This window comes from Pseudorhizobium xiangyangii (genome assembly GCF_020531965.1).
Taxonomy (GTDB): domain Bacteria; phylum Pseudomonadota; class Alphaproteobacteria; order Rhizobiales; family Rhizobiaceae; genus Neorhizobium; species Neorhizobium xiangyangii.
This window is the reverse complement of record NZ_JAJAWH010000001.1, coordinates 99711-118444: the sequence shown is the minus strand read 5'-3', so window position 1 is coordinate 118444 and position 18734 is coordinate 99711. Positions and strand designations below refer to the sequence as shown.

The 18734-nt window shown below is 61.5% G+C and carries 17 protein-coding genes; 9 read left to right on the top strand and 8 right to left on the bottom strand.

Annotated elements, in window-relative coordinates; genetic code table 11:
- Positions 1-86 precede the first annotated feature (86 nt).
- From LH464_RS00550 to LH464_RS00540, 3 genes are read left to right on the top strand one after another with little or no spacing between them, the layout of a single operon-like run.
- Positions 87-998, top strand: a complete 912-nt coding sequence (locus tag LH464_RS00550; protein ID WP_390624890.1) for an ATP-binding cassette domain-containing protein — start codon at positions 87-89, stop codon at positions 996-998.
- Complete coding sequence (gene znuB / locus LH464_RS00545; RefSeq protein ID WP_226784564.1) at positions 991-1818, top strand: zinc ABC transporter permease subunit ZnuB; 828 nt, start codon at positions 991-993, stop codon at positions 1816-1818. Before LH464_RS00550 ends, znuB begins: the two co-directional genes overlap by 8 nt.
- A complete protein-coding gene (locus LH464_RS00540; RefSeq protein ID WP_226784395.1) occupies positions 1815-2219 on the top strand; it encodes a Fur family transcriptional regulator in 405 nt (134 codons plus the stop codon). The genes znuB and LH464_RS00540 overlap by 4 nt, the downstream gene beginning before the upstream one ends.
- Here LH464_RS00540 and LH464_RS00535 read toward each other — a convergent pair.
- Complete coding sequence (locus LH464_RS00535) at positions 2216-2743, bottom strand: gamma carbonic anhydrase family protein (protein WP_226784563.1); 528 nt, start codon at positions 2741-2743, stop codon at positions 2216-2218. The two genes, LH464_RS00540 and LH464_RS00535, sit on opposite strands and share 4 nt — an antisense overlap.
- 148 nt (positions 2744-2891) lie before the next feature.
- Between LH464_RS00535 and dusA the strand changes: the two genes are divergently transcribed.
- Complete coding sequence (gene dusA, locus LH464_RS00530; RefSeq protein ID WP_226784394.1) at positions 2892-3923, top strand: tRNA dihydrouridine(20/20a) synthase DusA; 1032 nt, start codon at positions 2892-2894, stop codon at positions 3921-3923.
- 90 nt (positions 3924-4013) lie between these two features.
- Positions 4014-4784, top strand: a complete 771-nt coding sequence (locus LH464_RS00525; RefSeq protein ID WP_226784393.1) for a PRC-barrel domain-containing protein — start codon at positions 4014-4016, stop codon at positions 4782-4784.
- A gap of 84 nt (positions 4785-4868) precedes the next feature.
- Here LH464_RS00525 and LH464_RS00520 read toward each other — a convergent pair whose 3' ends face one another.
- The 3 genes from LH464_RS00520 to LH464_RS00510 all read right to left on the bottom strand — a co-directional run bounded on the left by LH464_RS00520 (position 4869) and on the right by LH464_RS00510 (position 7034).
- Positions 4869-5555, bottom strand: coding sequence for a DUF922 domain-containing Zn-dependent protease (locus LH464_RS00520; RefSeq protein ID WP_226784392.1), 687 nt, complete (start codon positions 5553-5555; stop codon positions 4869-4871).
- Between the two features lie 58 nt (positions 5556-5613).
- Positions 5614-6063, bottom strand: coding sequence for a hypothetical protein (locus LH464_RS00515; protein ID WP_226784391.1), 450 nt, complete (start codon positions 6061-6063; stop codon positions 5614-5616).
- A 785-nt stretch (positions 6064-6848) separates the two neighbouring features.
- Positions 6849-7034 carry a hypothetical protein gene (locus tag LH464_RS00510; protein WP_226784390.1) on the bottom strand — a complete coding sequence of 62 codons (186 nt, stop codon included), beginning with the start codon at positions 7032-7034 and terminating at the stop codon, positions 6849-6851.
- Between the two features lie 385 nt (positions 7035-7419).
- Between LH464_RS00510 and LH464_RS00505 the strand changes: the two genes are divergently transcribed.
- Genes LH464_RS00505 through LH464_RS00495 form a run of 3 tightly spaced genes read left to right on the top strand, consistent with a single transcriptional unit; the run spans position 7420 to position 9418 of the window.
- Entirely contained in the window at positions 7420-7833 is a 414-nt protein-coding gene (locus LH464_RS00505; protein ID WP_226784389.1) for a hypothetical protein, read from the top strand.
- The gene (locus LH464_RS00500; protein WP_226784388.1) at positions 7830-8327 is read left to right on the top strand and encodes an ImmA/IrrE family metallo-endopeptidase; all 498 of its coding nucleotides are present in this window, start codon (positions 7830-7832) and stop codon (positions 8325-8327) included. Before LH464_RS00505 ends, LH464_RS00500 begins: the two co-directional genes overlap by 4 nt.
- Complete coding sequence (locus tag LH464_RS00495) at positions 8324-9418, top strand: beta family protein (protein ID WP_226784387.1); 1095 nt, start codon at positions 8324-8326, stop codon at positions 9416-9418. The genes LH464_RS00500 and LH464_RS00495 overlap by 4 nt, the downstream gene beginning before the upstream one ends.
- 694 nt (positions 9419-10112) lie before the next feature.
- On the opposite strand, the gene uvrB is transcribed toward LH464_RS00495, so the two are convergent.
- The 3 genes from uvrB to LH464_RS00480 form a co-directional block, all read right to left on the bottom strand.
- The gene (gene uvrB / locus LH464_RS00490; RefSeq protein ID WP_226784386.1) at positions 10113-13199 is read right to left on the bottom strand and encodes an excinuclease ABC subunit UvrB; all 3087 of its coding nucleotides are present in this window, start codon (positions 13197-13199) and stop codon (positions 10113-10115) included.
- Between the two features lie 92 nt (positions 13200-13291).
- Positions 13292-14185 (bottom strand): HNH endonuclease, encoded by an 894-nt coding sequence (locus LH464_RS00485; protein ID WP_226784385.1) that lies wholly within the window; start codon positions 14183-14185, stop codon positions 13292-13294.
- Between the two features lie 146 nt (positions 14186-14331).
- A complete protein-coding gene (locus LH464_RS00480) occupies positions 14332-15195 on the bottom strand; it encodes a DMT family transporter (RefSeq protein ID WP_226784384.1) in 864 nt (287 codons plus the stop codon).
- Between the two features lie 123 nt (positions 15196-15318).
- Between LH464_RS00480 and LH464_RS00475 the strand changes: the two genes are divergently transcribed.
- Complete coding sequence (locus tag LH464_RS00475) at positions 15319-16734, top strand: aminotransferase-like domain-containing protein (RefSeq protein WP_226784383.1); 1416 nt, start codon at positions 15319-15321, stop codon at positions 16732-16734.
- A 6-nt stretch (positions 16735-16740) separates the two neighbouring features.
- Here LH464_RS00475 and LH464_RS00470 read toward each other — a convergent pair whose 3' ends face one another.
- The gene (locus LH464_RS00470) at positions 16741-18732 is read right to left on the bottom strand and encodes a putative bifunctional diguanylate cyclase/phosphodiesterase (protein WP_226784382.1); all 1992 of its coding nucleotides are present in this window, start codon (positions 18730-18732) and stop codon (positions 16741-16743) included.
- Between the last annotated feature and the right edge of the window lie 2 nt (positions 18733-18734).

Sequence of the window (18734 nt, the reverse complement as noted above, 5' to 3'; positions counted from 1 at the left end):
CTTGTCTTGAAATGTAATGTTATTACATCAATTGCGTTATGCTATAACGTGTGTCATAGCCTCAGGCAACAGGGCGCCAGAAAAAGATGCTGATGAATAAACAGGCTGATCCTTCGACTTCCGAACCGCTCGTCGAATTGAAAGACGCCGGTGTCTACAGGGACAAGCGCTGGCTTGTGCGGGGTGTCGATCTCACCATCCGCCGCGGCGAAATTCTGACACTCATTGGCCCTAACGGGGCAGGCAAGTCCACCACGGCAAAGCTTGTGACAGGCGTGCTTCGCTCCGACGAAGGTTCGGTCCGTCGCGCCGGCGATCTGCGCATCGGTTATGTCCCGCAGAAACTGACCATCGACTGGACCATGCCGCTGTCGGTGCGCCGGCTGATGCGGCTGACAGGCAAGCTCTCCGACGTCGATCTCGACGCTGCCCTTGCCGCCACCGGCATTCCGCATCTCATCGACGCCGAAGTCCGCCATCTGTCGGGAGGCGAGTTCCAGCGTGCCCTTTTGGCGCGGGCGATTGCTCGCAGACCCGATCTTCTCGTCCTGGACGAACCCGTTCAGGGCGTCGATTTCGCCGGCGAGACGGCGCTCTATGACCTTATCCGCCAGATCCGGCACACGACGGGCTGCGGCATCCTTCTCATTTCGCATGACCTGCACATGGTCATGGCCGGCACCGATACGGTCATCTGCCTGAACGGCCATGTCTGCTGCCGTGGCACGCCCGAGACGGTGAGCCGCAGCGAGGACTATCAACGCCTGTTCGGCGGCGCCGGGCGCGGGCTTGCGCTCTACAGCCACGACCACGACCACACGCATCTGCCGGATGGCCGCGTGCTGCATGGCGACGGCTCGATCACCGACCATTGCCACCCGGCCGACGGCCATCACGACCATGACCATGCTCATCACGGCCACGATGACCATGACCATCATCACGGTCACGAACATAGCCATGCCGATCAGGCGGGGGAGACCGGCCGCCATGCTTGACGACTTCTTCGTCCGTGCACTGCTCGCCGGGGTCGGCGTTGCGCTCACCAGCGGACCGCTCGGCTGTTTCGTCGTCTGGCGGCGCATGGCCTATTTCGGCGATACGATGGCGCATTCGGCACTGCTTGGAGTAGCGCTGTCGCTGCTCCTGCAGTTGAACCTGCTGGTCAGCGTCTTCTGCGTGGCGGTTATCGTATCGCTGCTACTCCTTCTCCTGCAGCGACAGAAGGCCTTGTCGGCCGATGCGTTGCTCGGCATCCTGTCACACTCGACGCTTGCAATCGGTCTGGTTCTGGTCGCCTTCATGACATGGGTACGGATAGACCTGATGGCATTCCTGTTCGGCGACATTCTGGCGGTGACCCGCCAGGATATCACGCTGATCTGGGGCGGTGGCCTCGTCGTTCTGGCGGCTGTCGTCTACCTCTGGCGTCCGCTGGTGGCCTCCACTGTCAGCGAGGACATCGCAGAGGCCGAAGGCTTGAAGCCGGAGCGTGCGCGGCTTCTGTTCATGCTGCTGATGGCCCTCGTCATTGCCATTGCCATGAAGATTGTCGGGATCATGCTGATCACCGCACTCCTGATCATTCCCGCCGCGACCGCACGCCGTTTTGCGGCAAGCCCCGAGAAAATGGCAGTCTTTGCTTCGCTGATCGGGGCGCTGGCCGTTGTAGGAGGCCTGTTCGGATCCCTACATTACGATACGCCATCCGGTCCTTCGATCGTGGTCGCCGCGCTCGTGTTCTTCATCCTGAGCCTGCTGCCCGTCACGCGGTCAAACCGATCGGACGGAGTGACGAATAAAGGAGTACGCCCATGACTTCGCCCGCCTTGACCAAGAACCAGACGCTGGTCTTCGACGTGCTGACGAAGTCGGAGAGCGCGCTTAGCGCCTATACGATCCTCGACAAGCTGCGCGACAACGGCTTTCGTGCGCCGCTGCAAGTCTACCGGGCGCTCGACAAGCTGCTCGAACACGGCATGGTGCACCGGCTGGAAAGCCTCAATGCCTTTGTCGCCTGTGCCCATCAGCAGAGCGCCTGCTGCGGCTCGCACGGTCATGGCACGGTCGCTTTCGCCATCTGCGACAGCTGCGGTCATGTGATCGAGTTCCACGACCATGAGGTCGATCATCGGCTGGACGACTGGGCACGTGGCCAGCGCTTCAAGCCGGAAAAGCGGACGATCGAAATCCGCGGGCTTTGCGAGAGCTGCGCCTAAAGCAGCCGCAGATCCCGTGCGTACATTTTCCACCGTTCGACATAGTGGGCGGCGGATTTTCTCAGTGCCGCGACGGCCGTGTCGTCGAGCGTGCGGATCGCTTTCGCAGGCGAGCCGACGATCAGGGAATTGTCCGGAAATTCCTTGCCCTCGGTGATGAGCGCATTGGCGCCGACGAGGCAGTTGTTGCCGATCCTTGCACCGTTCAGAATGGTCGCGCCCATACCGACAAGCGAATTTTCGCCGATCGTGCAGCCGTGGATGATGGCGTGGTGGCCGATCGTGCAGCCGGTACCGATCGCGACCGGAAAGCCCAGGTCGTTGTGGATCATCACGCCTTCCTGGATGTTGGTGCCGGCACCGAGCAGGATCGGCTCGTTGTCGCCGCGCAGCACGGCGCCGAACCAGATGCCGACATCCTCGCCGACGTTGACATCGCCGATAACCGTCGCGTTGGGTGCAATCCAGTAGCGGTCCGGGGCAGGGAGCTTCGGTTCGAGTTGGCCGAGGGCGTAGAGCGGCATGGTTTGTCCTCCGGTCTGTCCAGTCTCAATTGTCGGGTCGTCCACCATGGGCGATTCCACGCTATAATCCTATCGCCTCCGGACCGGTTGGCAAAACTGGCGGACAGGCCGCACTTGCTGTAAGAGCGGCGCCAACGAAAGGATTTCGATGTACGCCTCCGCCCTGAAAGACGACCGCAAGATCTTCGCCATTGCGCCGATGATCGACTGGACTGATCGCCACTGTCGCTATTTCCACCGGCAGCTGACGGGGCATGCGCTGCTCTATACCGAGATGGTGGTGGCCGACGCGATCATCCACGGGCCGCGTGAGCGCCTCCTGTCGTTTTCGCCTCAGGAACACCCGGTGGCACTGCAGCTCGGCGGTTCCGACCCGGCAAAGCTGACGGAAGCGGTGCGGATCGCCTCGGACTTCGGCTATGACGAGATCAACCTCAATGTCGGCTGTCCGTCGGACCGGGTGCAGTCCGGGATTTTTGGCGCCTGCCTGATGAGGACGCCGGACCTGGTTGCGGATTGCGTTACCGCCATGAAGCGCGTGGCGACCGTTCCGGTGACGGTGAAATGTCGGATCGGCGTCGATGAGCAGGAGCCGGAAGCGGTTCTGCCGGATTTCCTGGCCAGGGTGATCGCAGCCGGCGCGGACGCCGTCTGGATCCATGCCCGCAAGGCCTGGCTGAAGGGTCTTTCGCCGAAGGAAAACCGCGAGGTGCCGCCGCTCGACTACGAGATCGTCTACCGGATGAAGCAGCAGAACCCGGATGTCTTCATCGGCATCAATGGCGGCATTGGCGACCTCGACCAGGCGGCCGCGCACCTTGCCCATATGGACGGGGTGATGCTCGGCCGCGCCGCCTACCAGAATGCCGGACTTCTGGCGGAGGTGGACGGGAGATTTTTCGCAGAGCCGCACCGGGAGACGGACTGGACCGCGTTGCGCGACGTGATGATGGCCTATGCGGATGGAGTGGTTGCATCGGGCGGGCGGCTGAACCACGTGACGCGCCACATGGTCGGCCTGTTTCAGGGCTTTGTCGGGGCGCGCCGATACCGGCAGATCCTGTCGACGGAATCGACCAAGCCCGGTGCCGGTTCTGAGGTGATCGAGGTGGCCTTTGCCGCGGTCGACATCGAAAGCGGTCCGAAACAGCAGGTCGAGGCTCAGCTGCGGGCCGGCTGACGCGACTTCACATAAACGCGAGATGCGGAACGTTTCTAAGTTTCAGTGGGTTTGCCCCTTGTTCAATTCGCATGACCAAGGAGCCACCCAATGACAAAGCGCCTGCTTCCGATCCTTCTTCTATCCGCCGCCTTCCCGCTGGCTGCCGTTGCGCAGACGACGACCGGCGAGGCGGGGACGACGATCACCAATCCCGACACGCCAGCCGATAGTGGTGCCCAGAGCAGCGCGACCGCGATGGACCAGTCTGCGGATGCCAGCGCCACGACCGCCGGCCCCTTCGTGACCGTTCCCGAAACCGGGGCGTGGCGGGTCAGCGATTTCGAGGGCAAGCAGGTCTATGGCACCGACGGTGAAAGTATCGGCACGATCAGCGACGTCCTCGTCAGCCAGAACGGCTCGATGAATGCGGTAATCATCGGCGTCGGCGGCTTCCTCGGCGTCGGCGAGAAGGACGTTGCGGTCGATATGAGCGCGCTGGAGCTCGGCCCCGGCGCGACGCAGGCCGAAGCGGATGCCGCCTCCGCCGCCAATCCGAAAGTAGCGCCGGGCGGGGTTTCGGACGAAACCACCGCCTCGACCGAGACAACCACGCCGCCGGCTGCGGCTCCGGGAACGCCGGATAATGCGGCGCCCGCCAATACCGCCATGCCGGACACCACCAACGGCACCGGCTTGCCGGCCACCGGCGACGACCCGCTGGTCGCCGGCAATGCCGGAAAGGCCCCGGCCAACGAGGGGGCCATCAAGATCGGCCCGGACGGACTGCCGGAGCGGATCGTGCTGAACGTGACGCGCCAGCAGCTGGAAGACGCCCCGGCCTTCGAAGGGCTGCGCAGCGAAACGCAGGAGCAGCAGTAAGCCAACCAACACTGCTCGTGCCAGATCCTGGCAGACACCCTCGCAGCGCCGCTGCGGGGGGTCTTCTCGTTCAGCCCCCGACGATCAGGGCTCGTTCACCAGCGCCAGGATCAGCTGGTGGACGGCGCCGCCCTCCGTCAGCTCGACCTTGTCGTAGTCGCGGCTCTGGCGCACCCGCTCGTCGGAAAACCCTTTCAGCCGCGCCTGCAGCCTGGCGCGCACCTTCTGGCACTGCGGATCGTCGGGCGCATTCAGCCCGATGCTGAAGGCCTCGATGCCGCGCACCATGTTGATGATCTGGTCGCCATGCACCCGCTCGTGCTTCTCGACGCCGGTGATGAAGCGCTGCCACTTCTCCCTCAGGCCGGCGGGCAGATCCTTCGACGCTTTCGGCATCGTATAGGTGACGATCAGCTTCGGCCTGGCGATCGCCAGCGTGCAGGAGCCGTCCGGCTGCGGGCGATAGTCGCGCGTCCAGGTGAGCTTGAAGGCGGTATGGGCAATCGCCGCGCCGAGGCCGGCCGACGGGCCGCGCTCGCCGATCGATTGGTAGAGCGCCATGCCGGAGCTGCCGGAGACGGCATAGGTCTTCACCTGCTCCACCGGCTGCCACGCTTGCGCGGGCGGACGCGGCGCCGGCGGAAAGGCGGACGCCTGTTCCTGGGCTGATGCGACCGGGGCCAGGGCGATCAGGGCAAGAGCCGGGACGAGTGCGGAAAGCGCAAGCAAGATGGGGGCTGCGGGCGGGGCGGGAAAACGGAAATGAAGCATGGCGGAACCCTAGGCGACACCGGCCCGCGAGGGAAGGGGTGTCGTCCTCCATCCGGCACTACATGCCGCGGGGCCGGTAGATCAGGTAGATCTCGAAGGCTTCCCGGTCCCAGGCCTCCGGAGAGCCCGCCGGAGCCGGGCGTTCCGCCGCGCGGGCGCGCATGCGGGCGGCGAACCGGCGACGGTCGCAACGGGGCAGGGCGGCGCGAACGATGGCAAAGGCGGCGTCCCGCAGGTCTCGTTTTCGCTGGGTGGCCGGTATCAAATTGAGCCCGCGCCAGTTGTCGCGCACGAGGACGGCGTCTGCATAGAGTTCGTCGAAGACGCGGCGCTCGTCCTCCGTCAGGTTCTTAAGGCAGCAGGGTTCACCGCGCGACGCGAAGTGCCAGTAGCAACGGTTGCGGCGACGGCAGTCGCGCCGCCAGCAGGCCATGTGCGGCAGCGCGAGCATGTCGGCCGTGTGTCCGGCGAGATTGGCGTCGATGGCGGTCTGCTCGGCTTTGGACATGCTGACCCCTTGGCGATTGCGGTTTTCGTTGAACGGACGGGGCGCTGAAAGCTGCCTCGCAAGGTTTTGGTTTGGGTGGCACCTCTCAGCGCCCCGTTCGGCGGTTTCTGCCCGTGACTCCGGTTTCTCTGCAAAGGCCCGTCCGGACGGCTTTGGCCGCCGGTTTCCCGATGTTCTCGGCGGACTTTCAAAGATCCGGCGAAACCATCCGTCGAGCCCTCATGTGTGCCGCACAGGCACGCCCGGCGCGCTCTTTCGGGCATCAGAAGCGGGTGGCCGGTCCGAGACCTGTCCCGCTTCCCCCGTGTCGCCGGAGGGAAACCATTTTCACACGGACCCGAACCATGAGGTTTTGCGTCTCACCCTCACGACCCGCGCCGGCCCCGCCTCGCTGCAACGCCTTGCAGTGTATCCGAGGGCGGAACGGGGAGATTGTAGGCACGGGTTTCGGGGACGGGGATGTGGATGGGTGGAAGTGTTTGATTTTTCGTGGGTGGGTGTGCGGTTTTGGGCGGAGGGGATGGCGAGAGGGCGGGATCTGCCGGCGGCGTAGGCCATCGTCTCCCCCGTCATCCCGGCCTTGGGCCGGGATCCAGCCTCCGCGCGTCTGCGCGGCGAGAGAACTGCTGCGGCGTATCGTTGAGTCTTGCGCGCCATGGACATGGCGCTGCCGGATTCCTGTGACCGATCCCCGGATCAAGTCCGAGGACAGGAATGACGGAGTGTATTAGGGGCCGCCGAGCCAAGACCTCATCCCGAGGTGGCCCGTCGCCGCTGCCGCAATCTCAGAGCTTGGATTGCACCAGTTCGACGCTGCCGCGTACGTGCAGGGTCACGGGCTTGCCGCCGGTGCCGGCCACGGCGAGCGCGATGACCGAGACGTCGGGCTCGAACATGGTGACGTAGAGGACCTGCGCAGGATTGACGTAGACGGGCTGGTTGTGGGTGTTCTTGAAGCCGATCATTGCCATGTGTTTCTCCCTCCTGGCTGGTCGAGGGAGATATGGCATCGATGGGTTGATGGAGGGTTAGCGGGGCGTGCAAAGTCGTCGCATCGATGTGGGGTGCAGGGCTGCGGGTTGGGGACGGAATGTCGAGGCGGGAAGCCGTGTCTTGTGGCTGTCGGCTGCCAGCACGCTCGCGGCATTTATATGTTTCGGGTCCCGTAGCGTCGTAACCACGACCGGCTGTTCGGGCTGCAGCATTCGATGCCGGGAGCGTCCGGAGATTTTATGCGCTGACAGGGTGGTGTTGCTGTGACGATGCGCAGCTGTCGTGGATATGTTGTTCTTGCAAGTTGCATCTGCAGGTAGAAGTAACAAATATAGCTTATCGCGGCTTGGTAGAATCAACGCTATGACTAAGAGTCGTAAAAGAGCAACGTTCACGACCGGAGTGGCTTTAGGAGGCTTCTTCGGTGGCGTTATATTGAGTGCGTTTATATTTTCTGGAGCTATCAGTTTTCAGGACTCTCCTAAGATGAACCTTAATTTTGACTCGGCAACGACAATAACCGTCGTCCTTTCAGCCTTGTCAATAATGTTGACAGCTCTCGGAATAATTATAGCTGTTGTTGGTGCCTTTGGCTTTAGTCTTCTACAAAGCGCGGCAATAAATGCCGCGGCTGATCACACAAATGAACAATTAAGCGAAGATGGGGAGCTTCATTCGATTATTGTTGCGCGTGTAAACGCTCTTGTCGCTGAATTACAACGTGGGAGGATTTCTGATCGCGACTTCCCCAATCCTGAATCGGAGTACGGGGAATGACTAAATATTCTAAGGAGTGGTCTGGACTTTCACCTGAAGTAAGGGGAGTGATATCTCAGTTTCAAGAGGAAATTCCAGTAAAAATTGGCGAAGTTGTCAAATCATTTGGTGTTGAATTGAAGGTTTCAACATTGGATATTGGTATATCCGGAATGATATTTCCGTCGAGTGACGGGCATAAAATAGTAATCAATAAGCACGAGCCGTCATATCGTCAGAGATTTACTCTTGCTCACGAGTTGGCCCACTTTCTATTGCATAGGCATCTAATCGGATCAGGCATCAGTGACAACATTCTGTATCGCTCGAAACTTAGTGACCTGTATGAGGCAGAAGCCAACCGGTTAGCCTCAGACATTCTAATGCCAGTTGAAAAGGTAAAAGAGCTTAGGGCGGAACTTGCTGTCGAGCGATTGGCGGATGTGGTTTCGCCATTGGCTGCGAAATTCGGTGTGTCCGAAGAAGCTATGCGCATTCGACTGGGAATGAAATGATGTCATATATACCAGTGCTTTCAATTCGGCCAGCTGAAGTGGTGGCGCTTTCCGAATTGCCAGATCTTTCAAAAGATCGAATGACCCCTCTTATTCTTGTTAAACCGTGGTTAGGCGGAGGTGCTTTATCTCGTGGGTTGGACAAAATTTCTCACGGTTTTCCAAGTCGTCCTTGGTTTGCTGAACTTGATCCCGAATATTACCCAGCTGCTGGATCAGATACGTATTCGGAGATAGAGCAATTACGTGATCCTGCTCATGGCTTTGGTAACTGGATTGAATTTGTGGGCCAACTGCATCAAGCGATGCCAGTGCTTCAGCTTCGTGGAGCTCAATCCTCCGAGCAGTTGTTGGCACAAATCGATCGCGCAGCAGAACTGCATCACCACCGAATTGGGGTAAGAATAGATCGAACATTCGGCGGCCACGCTGCATTGCCTGTTGCTCCGATCGTAGATCTGCTGGCCCTACGTCCAAACATCCAATTCACAATAGTGATCGATTATGGTCAGAGAGACTCGAAGCTTTTGGCGAGCGCCATACCCGCGATACAGGATGTAATTTACATTAGAGAGCGCTTGCCCGAATCCGTAATCTCTCTTTCTTCAACCACGTTCCCATCTGCCTTCGGGGCCAGAAACTCACAAGAGATCTTTGAGCGAAATTTTTTTAATATCGTAAATTCCGAAGTCGGGGGATTGGTCTTCAGTGATCGCGGTAGTGCGAGAGCGAGTGAGCAAGGCGGCGGAGGTGTTCCGCGCCCGAGGATTGATCTGCCAACACAATCGCACTGGAATTTCTTCCGAAGCGACTGCGTAAAAGAAGATGGCGAGAGCGCCGACGACTTTCGGGAGCGAAGAATCGAGGCTTACGGCCAAATGGCGGATATGGCGACCGAGAGTCCAGATTGGGATGAAAATCTCAATGTCTGGGGAACGCAGTTGATCAAAATCACCCAACTACGCAGCCCCTTTGGAATAACGTCACCTGCTAAAGCAACAGCGTGTCGAATAAATATCCATCTCACAAAGCAGTCGCTCTACGGTGTAGATGTTTCAGCAGAGGACTTAGAGGAAGAGTGGGTAGACTGAAGATTTGTCGATAAAGCTTGAAGTTCTTCGTAGTATAAATCGCGCCTCTGTTTTGCTTGTGTGCTGAGGATGTAGTGAGGATTTAAGCTCCGTATGAATCCAGGGTCCATGTTGTGGTCGTCGCTCGATTGCAGTTTACAGAGCTGGGAGACACCATATCTCTGAACTAGGTAGTTGCGATAGAAACTCTCGGTCGCTTGAAAATCTCTCCTCTGCCGAACATGTTTCGGGAATACACGATTTTCGAGTGTGAGCGCGCCAATGCTCCTGCGCCGTCCCTTCAAAACTGTGGTGAATTTTTCCCCGTCGACCAGATGGAGTCCAACATGCAGGTTACTGCAGATTGCGCGCGCTTTCGCAATGTGCTTGCAAGTTGTTACTACATCAACGCGGTTATAAAGCGTCCGAAGATATGAGATCTGACTTTCTAATCGCCCGATTTTATCACTGCTGCTTTTGATTTCCACTGCGACGATTTCAGTGGAAGAGATATATACGAGGTCAGCTCGTGCTTTAGATCTGTTGGCGCTAAACTCGTTAATTAGCGTGCCCACACCGACGCCGCCATACCGAGCCTGTAGCCACCCAGCACAGCTTACTTTGATCTTCATTTCGTGGATGTTTCTTTGAATATTCATGCGAGCATGCCCGGATAACGATCGTTATTTTCTAGGTTTGTCAGGTTGATAAATATTTACCGCCCCGGACGTCCCGTCTTGCCCTTCGTGCGGCTCTTGCGCTTCTGCTCTCCGGGATCCTCGTAGCTTCCCGCGCCGACCTTGCCGCGGACGATGGGGCGCGGGTTGTCGGCCGGGCCGCGTTCCGGCTGGCCTTCCATGAGCGGCGAGAAGCGTTTTTTGGTCGAGTAGGTTTCCGGTGGGCGTTCGGGCAGCGGGATTTTTTCGTCTCCCTGTCGGGCCTCCGGCCCTCCACGCCTCTTGTCGACCGGCTTTTCCGTGCGGCCGACGGTCATTTCGTCGAGCGTGTTGCGGCGGAAGAGCGGTGTGGCCGTGTCGGTGCCCGGTCCCATGTCGTCGAGCGTGGGTTTGGCGAAGTAGGAGGCTTGCTCCGGTAAACCCTCCCCCTTGTGGGGAGGGTGGTCCGAAGGACCGGGAGGGGTTTCGATTGAGGCTTTTCCATCCCCAACCGTCCCCATAAGTGCGAGGGAGTTCCTTGCGCTTGCGGCACCCTTGCCCTTCTTTCCGGTGCCTTCCATGGCTTTGGACTCCTGCCGGGCGATCGGGTCGTCCATGACCGCCAGTTCGGCGGCCTTGAGGCGTTTGATCTCGTCGCGCAGGCGGGCGGCCTTTTCGAAGTCGAGGTCGGCGGCGGCGTTGCGCATGTCCTTTTCGAGCGCGTTGAGATGCGCCTGCAGGTTGTTGCCGACCAGGTGGCCGCCATCGGCAAAGCCCTTGCCGGCGGCGCCTGAAATGTCGGCGCGGACGTGGTCGCGTTCGTAGACCGAATCGAGGATGTCGGTGATGTTGCGCTTCACCGATTCCGGCGTGATGCCGTGTTCCTCGTTATAGGCGACCTGCTTTTCGCGGCGGCGGCTGGTTTCGTCCATGGCGCGCTGCATCGAGCCGGTGACCTTGTCGGCATAGAGGATGACCTTGCCATCAACGTTACGCGCCGCACGGCCGATCGTCTGGATGAGCGAGGTTTCGGAGCGCAGAAAGCCTTCCTTGTCGGCATCGAGGATGGCGACGAAGCCGCATTCCGGGATGTCCAGACCCTCGCGCAAAAGGTTGATGCCGACCAGCACGTCGAAGGCGCCGAGCCGCAGGTCGCGGATAATCTCGATGCGTTCCAGCGTGTCGATGTCGGAGTGCATGTAGCGGACGCGCACGCCCTGTTCATGCAGGTATTCGGTCAGGTCCTCGGCCATGCGCTTGGTGAGCACGGTGCAGAGCGTGCGGTAGCCCTTGGCTGCGGTCTCGCGGATTTCGCCGAGCACGTCGTCCACCTGGGAGCGGGCGGCACGGACTTCCACGGGCGGATCGATGAGGCCGGTCGGGCGGATGACCTGTTCGGCGAAGACGCCGCCGGACTGTTCCATCTCCCAGTTGCCGGGCGTGGCCGAGACGGCGACGGTGAGCGGGCGCATGGCATCCCATTCCTCGAAGCGCAGCGGGCGGTTGTCCATGCACGACGGCAGGCGGAAGCCGTATTCGGCAAGCGTCGCCTTGCGGCGGAAGTCTCCCCGGTACATGCCGCCGATCTGGCTGACGGAGACGTGGCTTTCGTCGATGAAGAGGAGGGCGTTGTCGGGGATGTATTCGAACAGCGTCGGCGGCGGTTCGCCGGGATTGCGGCCGGTGAGGTAGCGCGAATAGTTCTCGATGCCGGCGCAGGAGCCGGTGGCTTCGAGCATTTCGATATCGTAGCGGGTGCGCTGTTCCAGCCGCTGCGCTTCCAGGAGGCGGCCGCCTTTTTCCAGCTCGGCGAGGCGGTGCTTCAGCTCTTCCTTGATCGACTTGATGGCGCCGTTGAGGGTGGGGCGCGGGGTGACATAGTGCGAATTGGCGTAGATTTTTACCGATTTCAGGTCGCCGGTCTTGTGGCCGGCGAGCGGGTCGAACTCGGTGATGCTGTCGATCTCGTCGCCGAACATGGAGATGCGCCAGGCGGCATCCTCAAGGTGGGCCGGGAAGATTTCGATCGTATCGCCGCGCACCCGGAACGAGCCGCGGGAAAAATCGATCTCCTTGCGCTTGTACTGCTGGGCGACGAGATCGGCCAGCAGCTGGCGCTGGTCCAGCCGGTCGCCGACCGCCATCTGGAAGGTCATGGCGGTGTAGGTTTCGACCGAGCCGATACCGTAGATGCACGAGACCGAGGCGACGATGATGCAGTCGTCGCGCTCCAAGAGCGAGCGGGTGGCGGAGTGGCGCATGCGGTCGATCTGTTCGTTGATCGAGGATTCCTTCTCGATGAACGTATCCGAGCGCGGCACATAGGCTTCCGGCTGGTAGTAGTCGTAATAGGAGACGAAATATTCGACCGCGTTGTCCGGGAAGAAGCTCTTGAACTCGGAATAGAGCTGGGCGGCGAGCGTCTTGTTGGGGGCGAGGATGACGGCCGGGCGCTGGGTGGCCTCGATCACCTTGGCCATGGTGAAGGTCTTGCCCGATCCGGTGACGCCGAGCAGGACCTGGGAGCGCTCGTTGTTGTCGATGCCCTCGACGAGATCGGCAATCGCGGTCGGCTGGTCGCCGGCGGGCTGGTATTCCGACGTCATGCGGATGGTGACGCCGCCTTCCGACTTCGGCGGCCGGGCGGGACGGTGCGGCGTCCACATCTTGCCGTCCTTGAACAGCGGGTTGCCGCTTTCGATCAGCGCCGACAGCGCCTCGACGGTGGCGGTGACCGCGCCGGGCGCCAGGCTTTCGGCATCCTCGAGCGAGACATCCATGCCGGCGACCGGATTGAGGCCGGCGGCGGCGCGCGTCTTCGGGTCGGACGAGGCGCCGATGGAGACGCCGCGCGAGGTTTTCTGGGCGGTGGTGTGTTTGGCCGTTTTCGGGGCCGCCTTGGCCGCGGCCTTGATGGCTTCCTCGCGGGCCGCGATCTCGATCTTCTTGCGGTGCTTGCCGGCCTTGGAGGCGATCTCGCGCTGCGTCTCGACGCCGGACATCTCCGCCTCTGCCTCGAGCTGCTTCACCCAGTCGGAAACGCTGCCTTCCAGCGGCGCGCCTTCGAAGGACGATTGCGGGGCTTCCTCGAAACCCTTGCTGAATCCGGGGTTCGAGGCGGGAGACTTTTTCGGGGATCTGGCCATGCCGCGAATATGGAGAGAGTCCCGGCGAAAGTGAAGGGCCCGGGATGGTAAAATGAGTACAAAAGGGAAACGGGCGGGAGTGGCCGCTTCTATCACTGCTTGAAGACGTTTTCCCTGTGCCAAGCCAGATAGTGGGGATGCGGCCTTTGATGTCTGGCACTCGGCACGCGGGCGATCAGGTCGGGAACCAGCAGATGCGAGACATCGGCATTCAGGTGCCGCGAACAGAGGATTTGGTGATCGTCCGCAAGCGATAGCAGGCCGCGGTCGAACATCCAGTGGACCGTACCGGAAAGCGCGATACCGTTCTGAATGGAATCATTGCCGCCGCGCTCGACCGGAATGATATGTGCAGCCTCAACCTCCGGCCGTCCGCCACCATTGATCAGTTGCAGGCCGGTAAATGCGCAGCGGCGGTCATAGACTTTGCGGATATGCTGACGGAATTTCGCGTCTCGGAAGGGGCGGTTGATCGTATGCGTCAGGATCGGACGGGCGTCATTGTCGGCAAGGTAGATGGCCTGTGGGAGTTCATCGATCTCTTGTCTCTGCTCCGGGCTGTCGATGCGGTCGGGCCATTCGTCGGGTTCTGAGAGTCCCGCGGCCACGATCGCAGCGAATTCCCGTTCTTCGATCAGGCGGACCGCCTGGACGCTGCGGCCGCCATTCACCGAGCCGTCAGGCCTAACTAGCCGCCCTTCAAAGCCGCCGGCTTCTAGATAATCGACTGGTCTGTCGAAATCGATGTATTCGTCGAGGAATGCGTAGTGGTGGTTCGCGAGATCCGGATCAGGTTGAACGGAAAGTACACGGGCTATGCCGGAATAGTAGCGGCTGCGTAGACTTGGCAAAGGTCCGTAATAGACGATCAGGCTGCCGATTGTCTGGACGACACGTGACAGATAGCTGCCCGGAAAGTGGTAAAGCTTGCCTCTGACATCTTTATAGATGCTGTCGTCCTTGTGATAAAAGACGGCATTGACCATTCCAACCTGCTATCCGCTGCCCCAGTGCATGTCACCGTAAGTGGACGCGGAGGCCACGGCAAGTCCTTATGTTGTCTCAGTAAACGGACACATTTGTCGCCGCTGGCGGTTGGGTTGAATCGCTGTCCGTCGCGCCATTAATCCCTCTACCGCGCGAACCTCTTCGCGCCGGCGACGCAGAGGATGACGGCGAGGGTGACGGCGATCATGGACGGGCTCACGGCTTCGCCGAGAAGCGTTGCGGCGAGCGCCAGACCGAAGAATGGCTGGAGCAGCTGCAGCTGTCCGACGCCGGCGATGCCGCCCTGGGCCAGCCCGCGATACCAGAATATAAAGCCGATCAGCATGCTGAACACGGAGACGTAGGCGAGGCCGAACCATGCGGAGTGTCCGGTGCCTGAGAACGTGGCCGGCAGGGTTGCTAACGCCAGCACCAGCATTACCGGCAGTGACAGGACCAGCGCCCAGCAGATCACCTGCCAGCCGCCGAGCCTGCGGGAAAGCCTGGCGCCTTCCGCATAGCCGAGGCCGCAGGCCAGGATCGCGGCAAGCATCAGCATGTCTCCGAGCGGTGATGCCGTGAACCCTTGCGTGAGGGCGAAGCTTGCGACCATCCCGCTGCCGATGCAGGAGAACAGCCAGAAAGCTGGTTTCGGGCGCTCCGCGCCACGCAGAACACCGAAGATGGCAGTCGCCAGGGGCAGAAGGCCAACGAAGACGATCGTATGCGCGGCGGTGACATGCTCCAGCGCGAGGGCCGTCAGCAGCGGGAAGCCGACAACGACACCAAGCGCCACGACGGTGAGTGCGATCAGATCGCCGGCAGCGGGGCGCTTTTCCCGGAAGGACCCCAAGAGCAGAAGCGCCAGCAGGCCGGCGATGACGGCGCGGGCGCCCGTCAGGAACAGGGGGTGGAAGTCGGCGACCGCCGCGCGTGTCGCCGGAAGCGATCCGCTGAAGATCAGCACTCCGATAAATCCGTTGAGCCAGCCGCTTGTCGTCTTGTCCATGATGTCCTGCTGTTTCTGGCGTCCAGCGCCCGTTTGCGCGGACAATAGACGTCGAGGGATGGATTCTCCAGCGACGGTCCATTACAGTTTACCCAAACTGTAATGGTGGCAGGAGCAGTACAGATGGACGTGTCATCGATGCCCTCTGGCGAGACGCAGCTGGAGAAAACCGCCATGGCGATCCGGCAGAGGATCGCCGGGCGCGCCCTGTTACCCGGCGCGAAGCTGCCCTCGATCCGCGGATTTGCCAAGACCATGGGGGTCTCCACTTCGACAGTCGTGGAAGCCTATGACCGGCTGGTGGCCGAAGGCATGATCCAGTCGCGGCGCGGCTCCGGCTTCTATGTGATGCGCAATCCACAGCCGCTGGCCCTAGCTGAGATCGGGCCACGCCTCGACCGGGCGGTCGATCCGTTCTGGGTCTCGCGGCAGTCGCTGGAGGCGGGCAGGGAGGTCCTAAAGCCGGGCTGCGGCTGGCTGCCTGCATCCTGGATGCCGGAGGAGGAGCTGCGGCGTTCGCTGAGGACACTTTCGCGCGCGGATACGGCGAAGCTGACGGATTACGGGACGCCGCTCGGGCACGCGCCGCTGCGGCAGTTGCTCTCCATGCGACTGGGCGAGCGCGGGCTGTTGGCCCCGGCGGAGCAGATCATGCTGACGGAGTCCGGGACGCAGGCGATCGACATGCTGTGCCGCCTGCTGGTCGAGCCGGGCGACACGGTGCTGGTTGACGATCCGTGCTACTTCAATTTCCTGGCGCTCTTGCGGGCGCATCGGGTTCGGATCGTCGGTGTGCCCTATACCCCGACCGGCCCCGACCTCGAGCAGTTCGCTGCAGTCGTCAAGGAGCACAGGCCGCGCCTCTACATCACCAATTCGGCCATCCACAACCCGACGGGAGCGACGCTCTCGCCGGTTACCGCGCACCGACTGCTCAAGCTGGCCGAGGAGGCGGGGCTGACGATCATCGAGGACGATATCTTCGGCGATTTCGAGCCGGAACCGGCGCCGCGGCTTTCCGCTTTCGACGGGCTGGAACGGGTCATCCAGATCGGCAGCTTTTCGAAGACGCTGACGGCGGCGGCGCGCACGGGCTATATCGCCGCCCGGCCGGACTGGATCGAGCGTCTGGTGGATCTGAAGATCGCCACCACCTTTGCAGGCAATCCGGTATCGGCGGAAATCGTCCATGCGGTGCTGAAGGACGGCACTTATCGCCGGCATATCAGCGGAATGCGCGACCGGTTGGTTGGGGCGATGGGCGAGGTGCGGATACGGCTGAAGGCGCTGGGGATCGTGCCGTGGGTCGAGCCGCGTGGCGGAATTTTCCTGTGGTGCCTGCTGCCGGATGGCGTGGACGCGGCGGACGTGGCGCGGCGTGCCCTGGTGGACGATGTGGTTCTGGCGCCGGGCGATGTGTTCAGCGTATCGCAGTCGGCAGGATCCTTCATGCGCTTCAACGTGGCGCAGTGCGCCGATCCGCGTGTCTTTGCAGTGCTTTCCCGTGCGATGGACACGGCGGGAGCGGAGGGAGGCTGAGGCTCGTCAGGCGAGGGAAACCGGCGGCTGATCCGGTTGCCTTTGACCGGTGATCCAGGCCAGCAAGACTTCCGGCGGCATGGGCATGGCATAGAGATAGCCCTGGGCGAAGCGGCAGCCGAGCATCCGCAAGACTTCGGCATCCTCGGCCGTCTCGACGCCCTCCACGACGATATCTATGGCGAGTGCGCGGCCCATGCCGACCAAGGCTGCCACGAGCGCCTGGTTCTCCCGGCTGGCGGCGATGCCGGTGATGAAGCTGCGATCTATTTTCAGGCGGTCGATCCTGAGGCCGACGATATAGGCGAGAGACGAGTGCCCCATGCCGAAATCATCGACCGCAAGGCGGAAGCCGGCCTGTTCGAGCCGGGCAAGCTCCGTGCCGGCGGTGACCGTATCGAGGATCGCTTCCTCGGTAATCTCGATCTCGATCTGCGAGGGCTGGATGCCTGCCGCGGTCACGACTTCCAGCAGGTTCTGCGACAGGAGGTAGGCGGAAAACTCGCAGGGCGAAACATTGATGGCGACCGGCACGCCGTGCATGCCGAGGTCCGGCAACTGGCGGGCGAGGTCGGCGGCGGCGGTCGCGACATGCAGGGTAAGCTTGTCGGACACATGAAGGGCTTTTGCGGCTCGCACAATTTCCGGCGGAGGTATGGGGCCGACTTCCGGATGGTTCCAGCGGATGAGCGCTTCGAAGCCGATAACGCTTCCGTCCAGCAGGTTGACCTGTGGCTGGAAGAGGACCCGGATCTCACCCGCAGCGATTGCGTTTTCGAGGGCCATCTCAATCAGCCTCTGGCGATCCAGTTGCCGCTTGATCTCCGGATTGAAGATGCAGACGCAGCGGCGGCCCTGTTCCTTGGCGGCATAGAGGGCGATGTCGGCAGAGGCGAATATGTCCTCCTGGGTGATGCCGTGCTCGGGGAAGACGGCGAGCCCGACACTTGCGCCACTGGTGACGGAGCGCCCCTGGATCGGCACGGTCTGAGCGCCCGCGTCGAGGATCTTCAGTGCGAGCGCCTGTGCCCTTTCCTCGGCCAAGGGGCCCTGGACGACGACGGCGAACTCATCTCCACCGAGCCTCACGGCGAGGTCCGACGGATCCTTCAACATGGACAGGCGGGAGGCGAAGGTTGTCAGCACGATGTCGCCGGCGGAGTGCCCCATCGTGTCGTTGATCAGCTTGAAACGATCCAGATCGATGACGAGCAGCGCGACCGGCCAGCCGGCGTCGCCGTTCTGCTGAAGGATCTGCGTCAGGCCCCGGTTGAAGGCCGTGCGGTTGCCGAGCCCGGTCAGCGGGTCATGGCTGGCAAGAATTTCGAGCTGTTCGTTGGATTTGCGGATCTCGGTATTGGCGGTCGACAGGGAATCCGCCAGCGACATGGCTGCCAGGCGCGCGCGGTGACTCTCGACGAATGCCGCCTGGCTCCTGCGGCTGCTGCGAACCATCATGGCCATCAGGAGAGCGACATCGAGCGCCACGATGATGTTGACGGTCGTGCCCGTCCACAAGAGCGAGGCGATGGCCGACAGCATGGGCGGCGTGCAGAAGGCGATTGCGATGTTTGACGAGGCCGGGCTCTGGACGATGGCACCGCAGCAGAGGCCGCCGATGATGAAGATGATATAGGCGTGTGCCGCCGCCCCGAGCAGCGTGGTTTCCAGAAATGGCGCAACGGCCCAGATGCAACCGACGAGACCGGCTGCTGCAGCCAGGATGCGAAGTGTCAGTTCCGGATCAATCCTCGGCAAATCCCTGCTGTGGATGGACCGCCACATCAGCAGGCGCATCATGTTCAGGACGACGAGGCCGCAAAACCAGACGACCAGCGAACGCGCCGGGTTCTGGCTCCAGAGGATGGCGACGGTTGTCAGGCCGATGAAGCAATTGGCCCAGATGGAGAGGGTCAGCGAACCGACGGCCTGTTGGGCTCGAGCTATGCGAATTCCCGCCTCGATCGCATCTGCATCTGTGAGGCGATGTTTCGGCATCG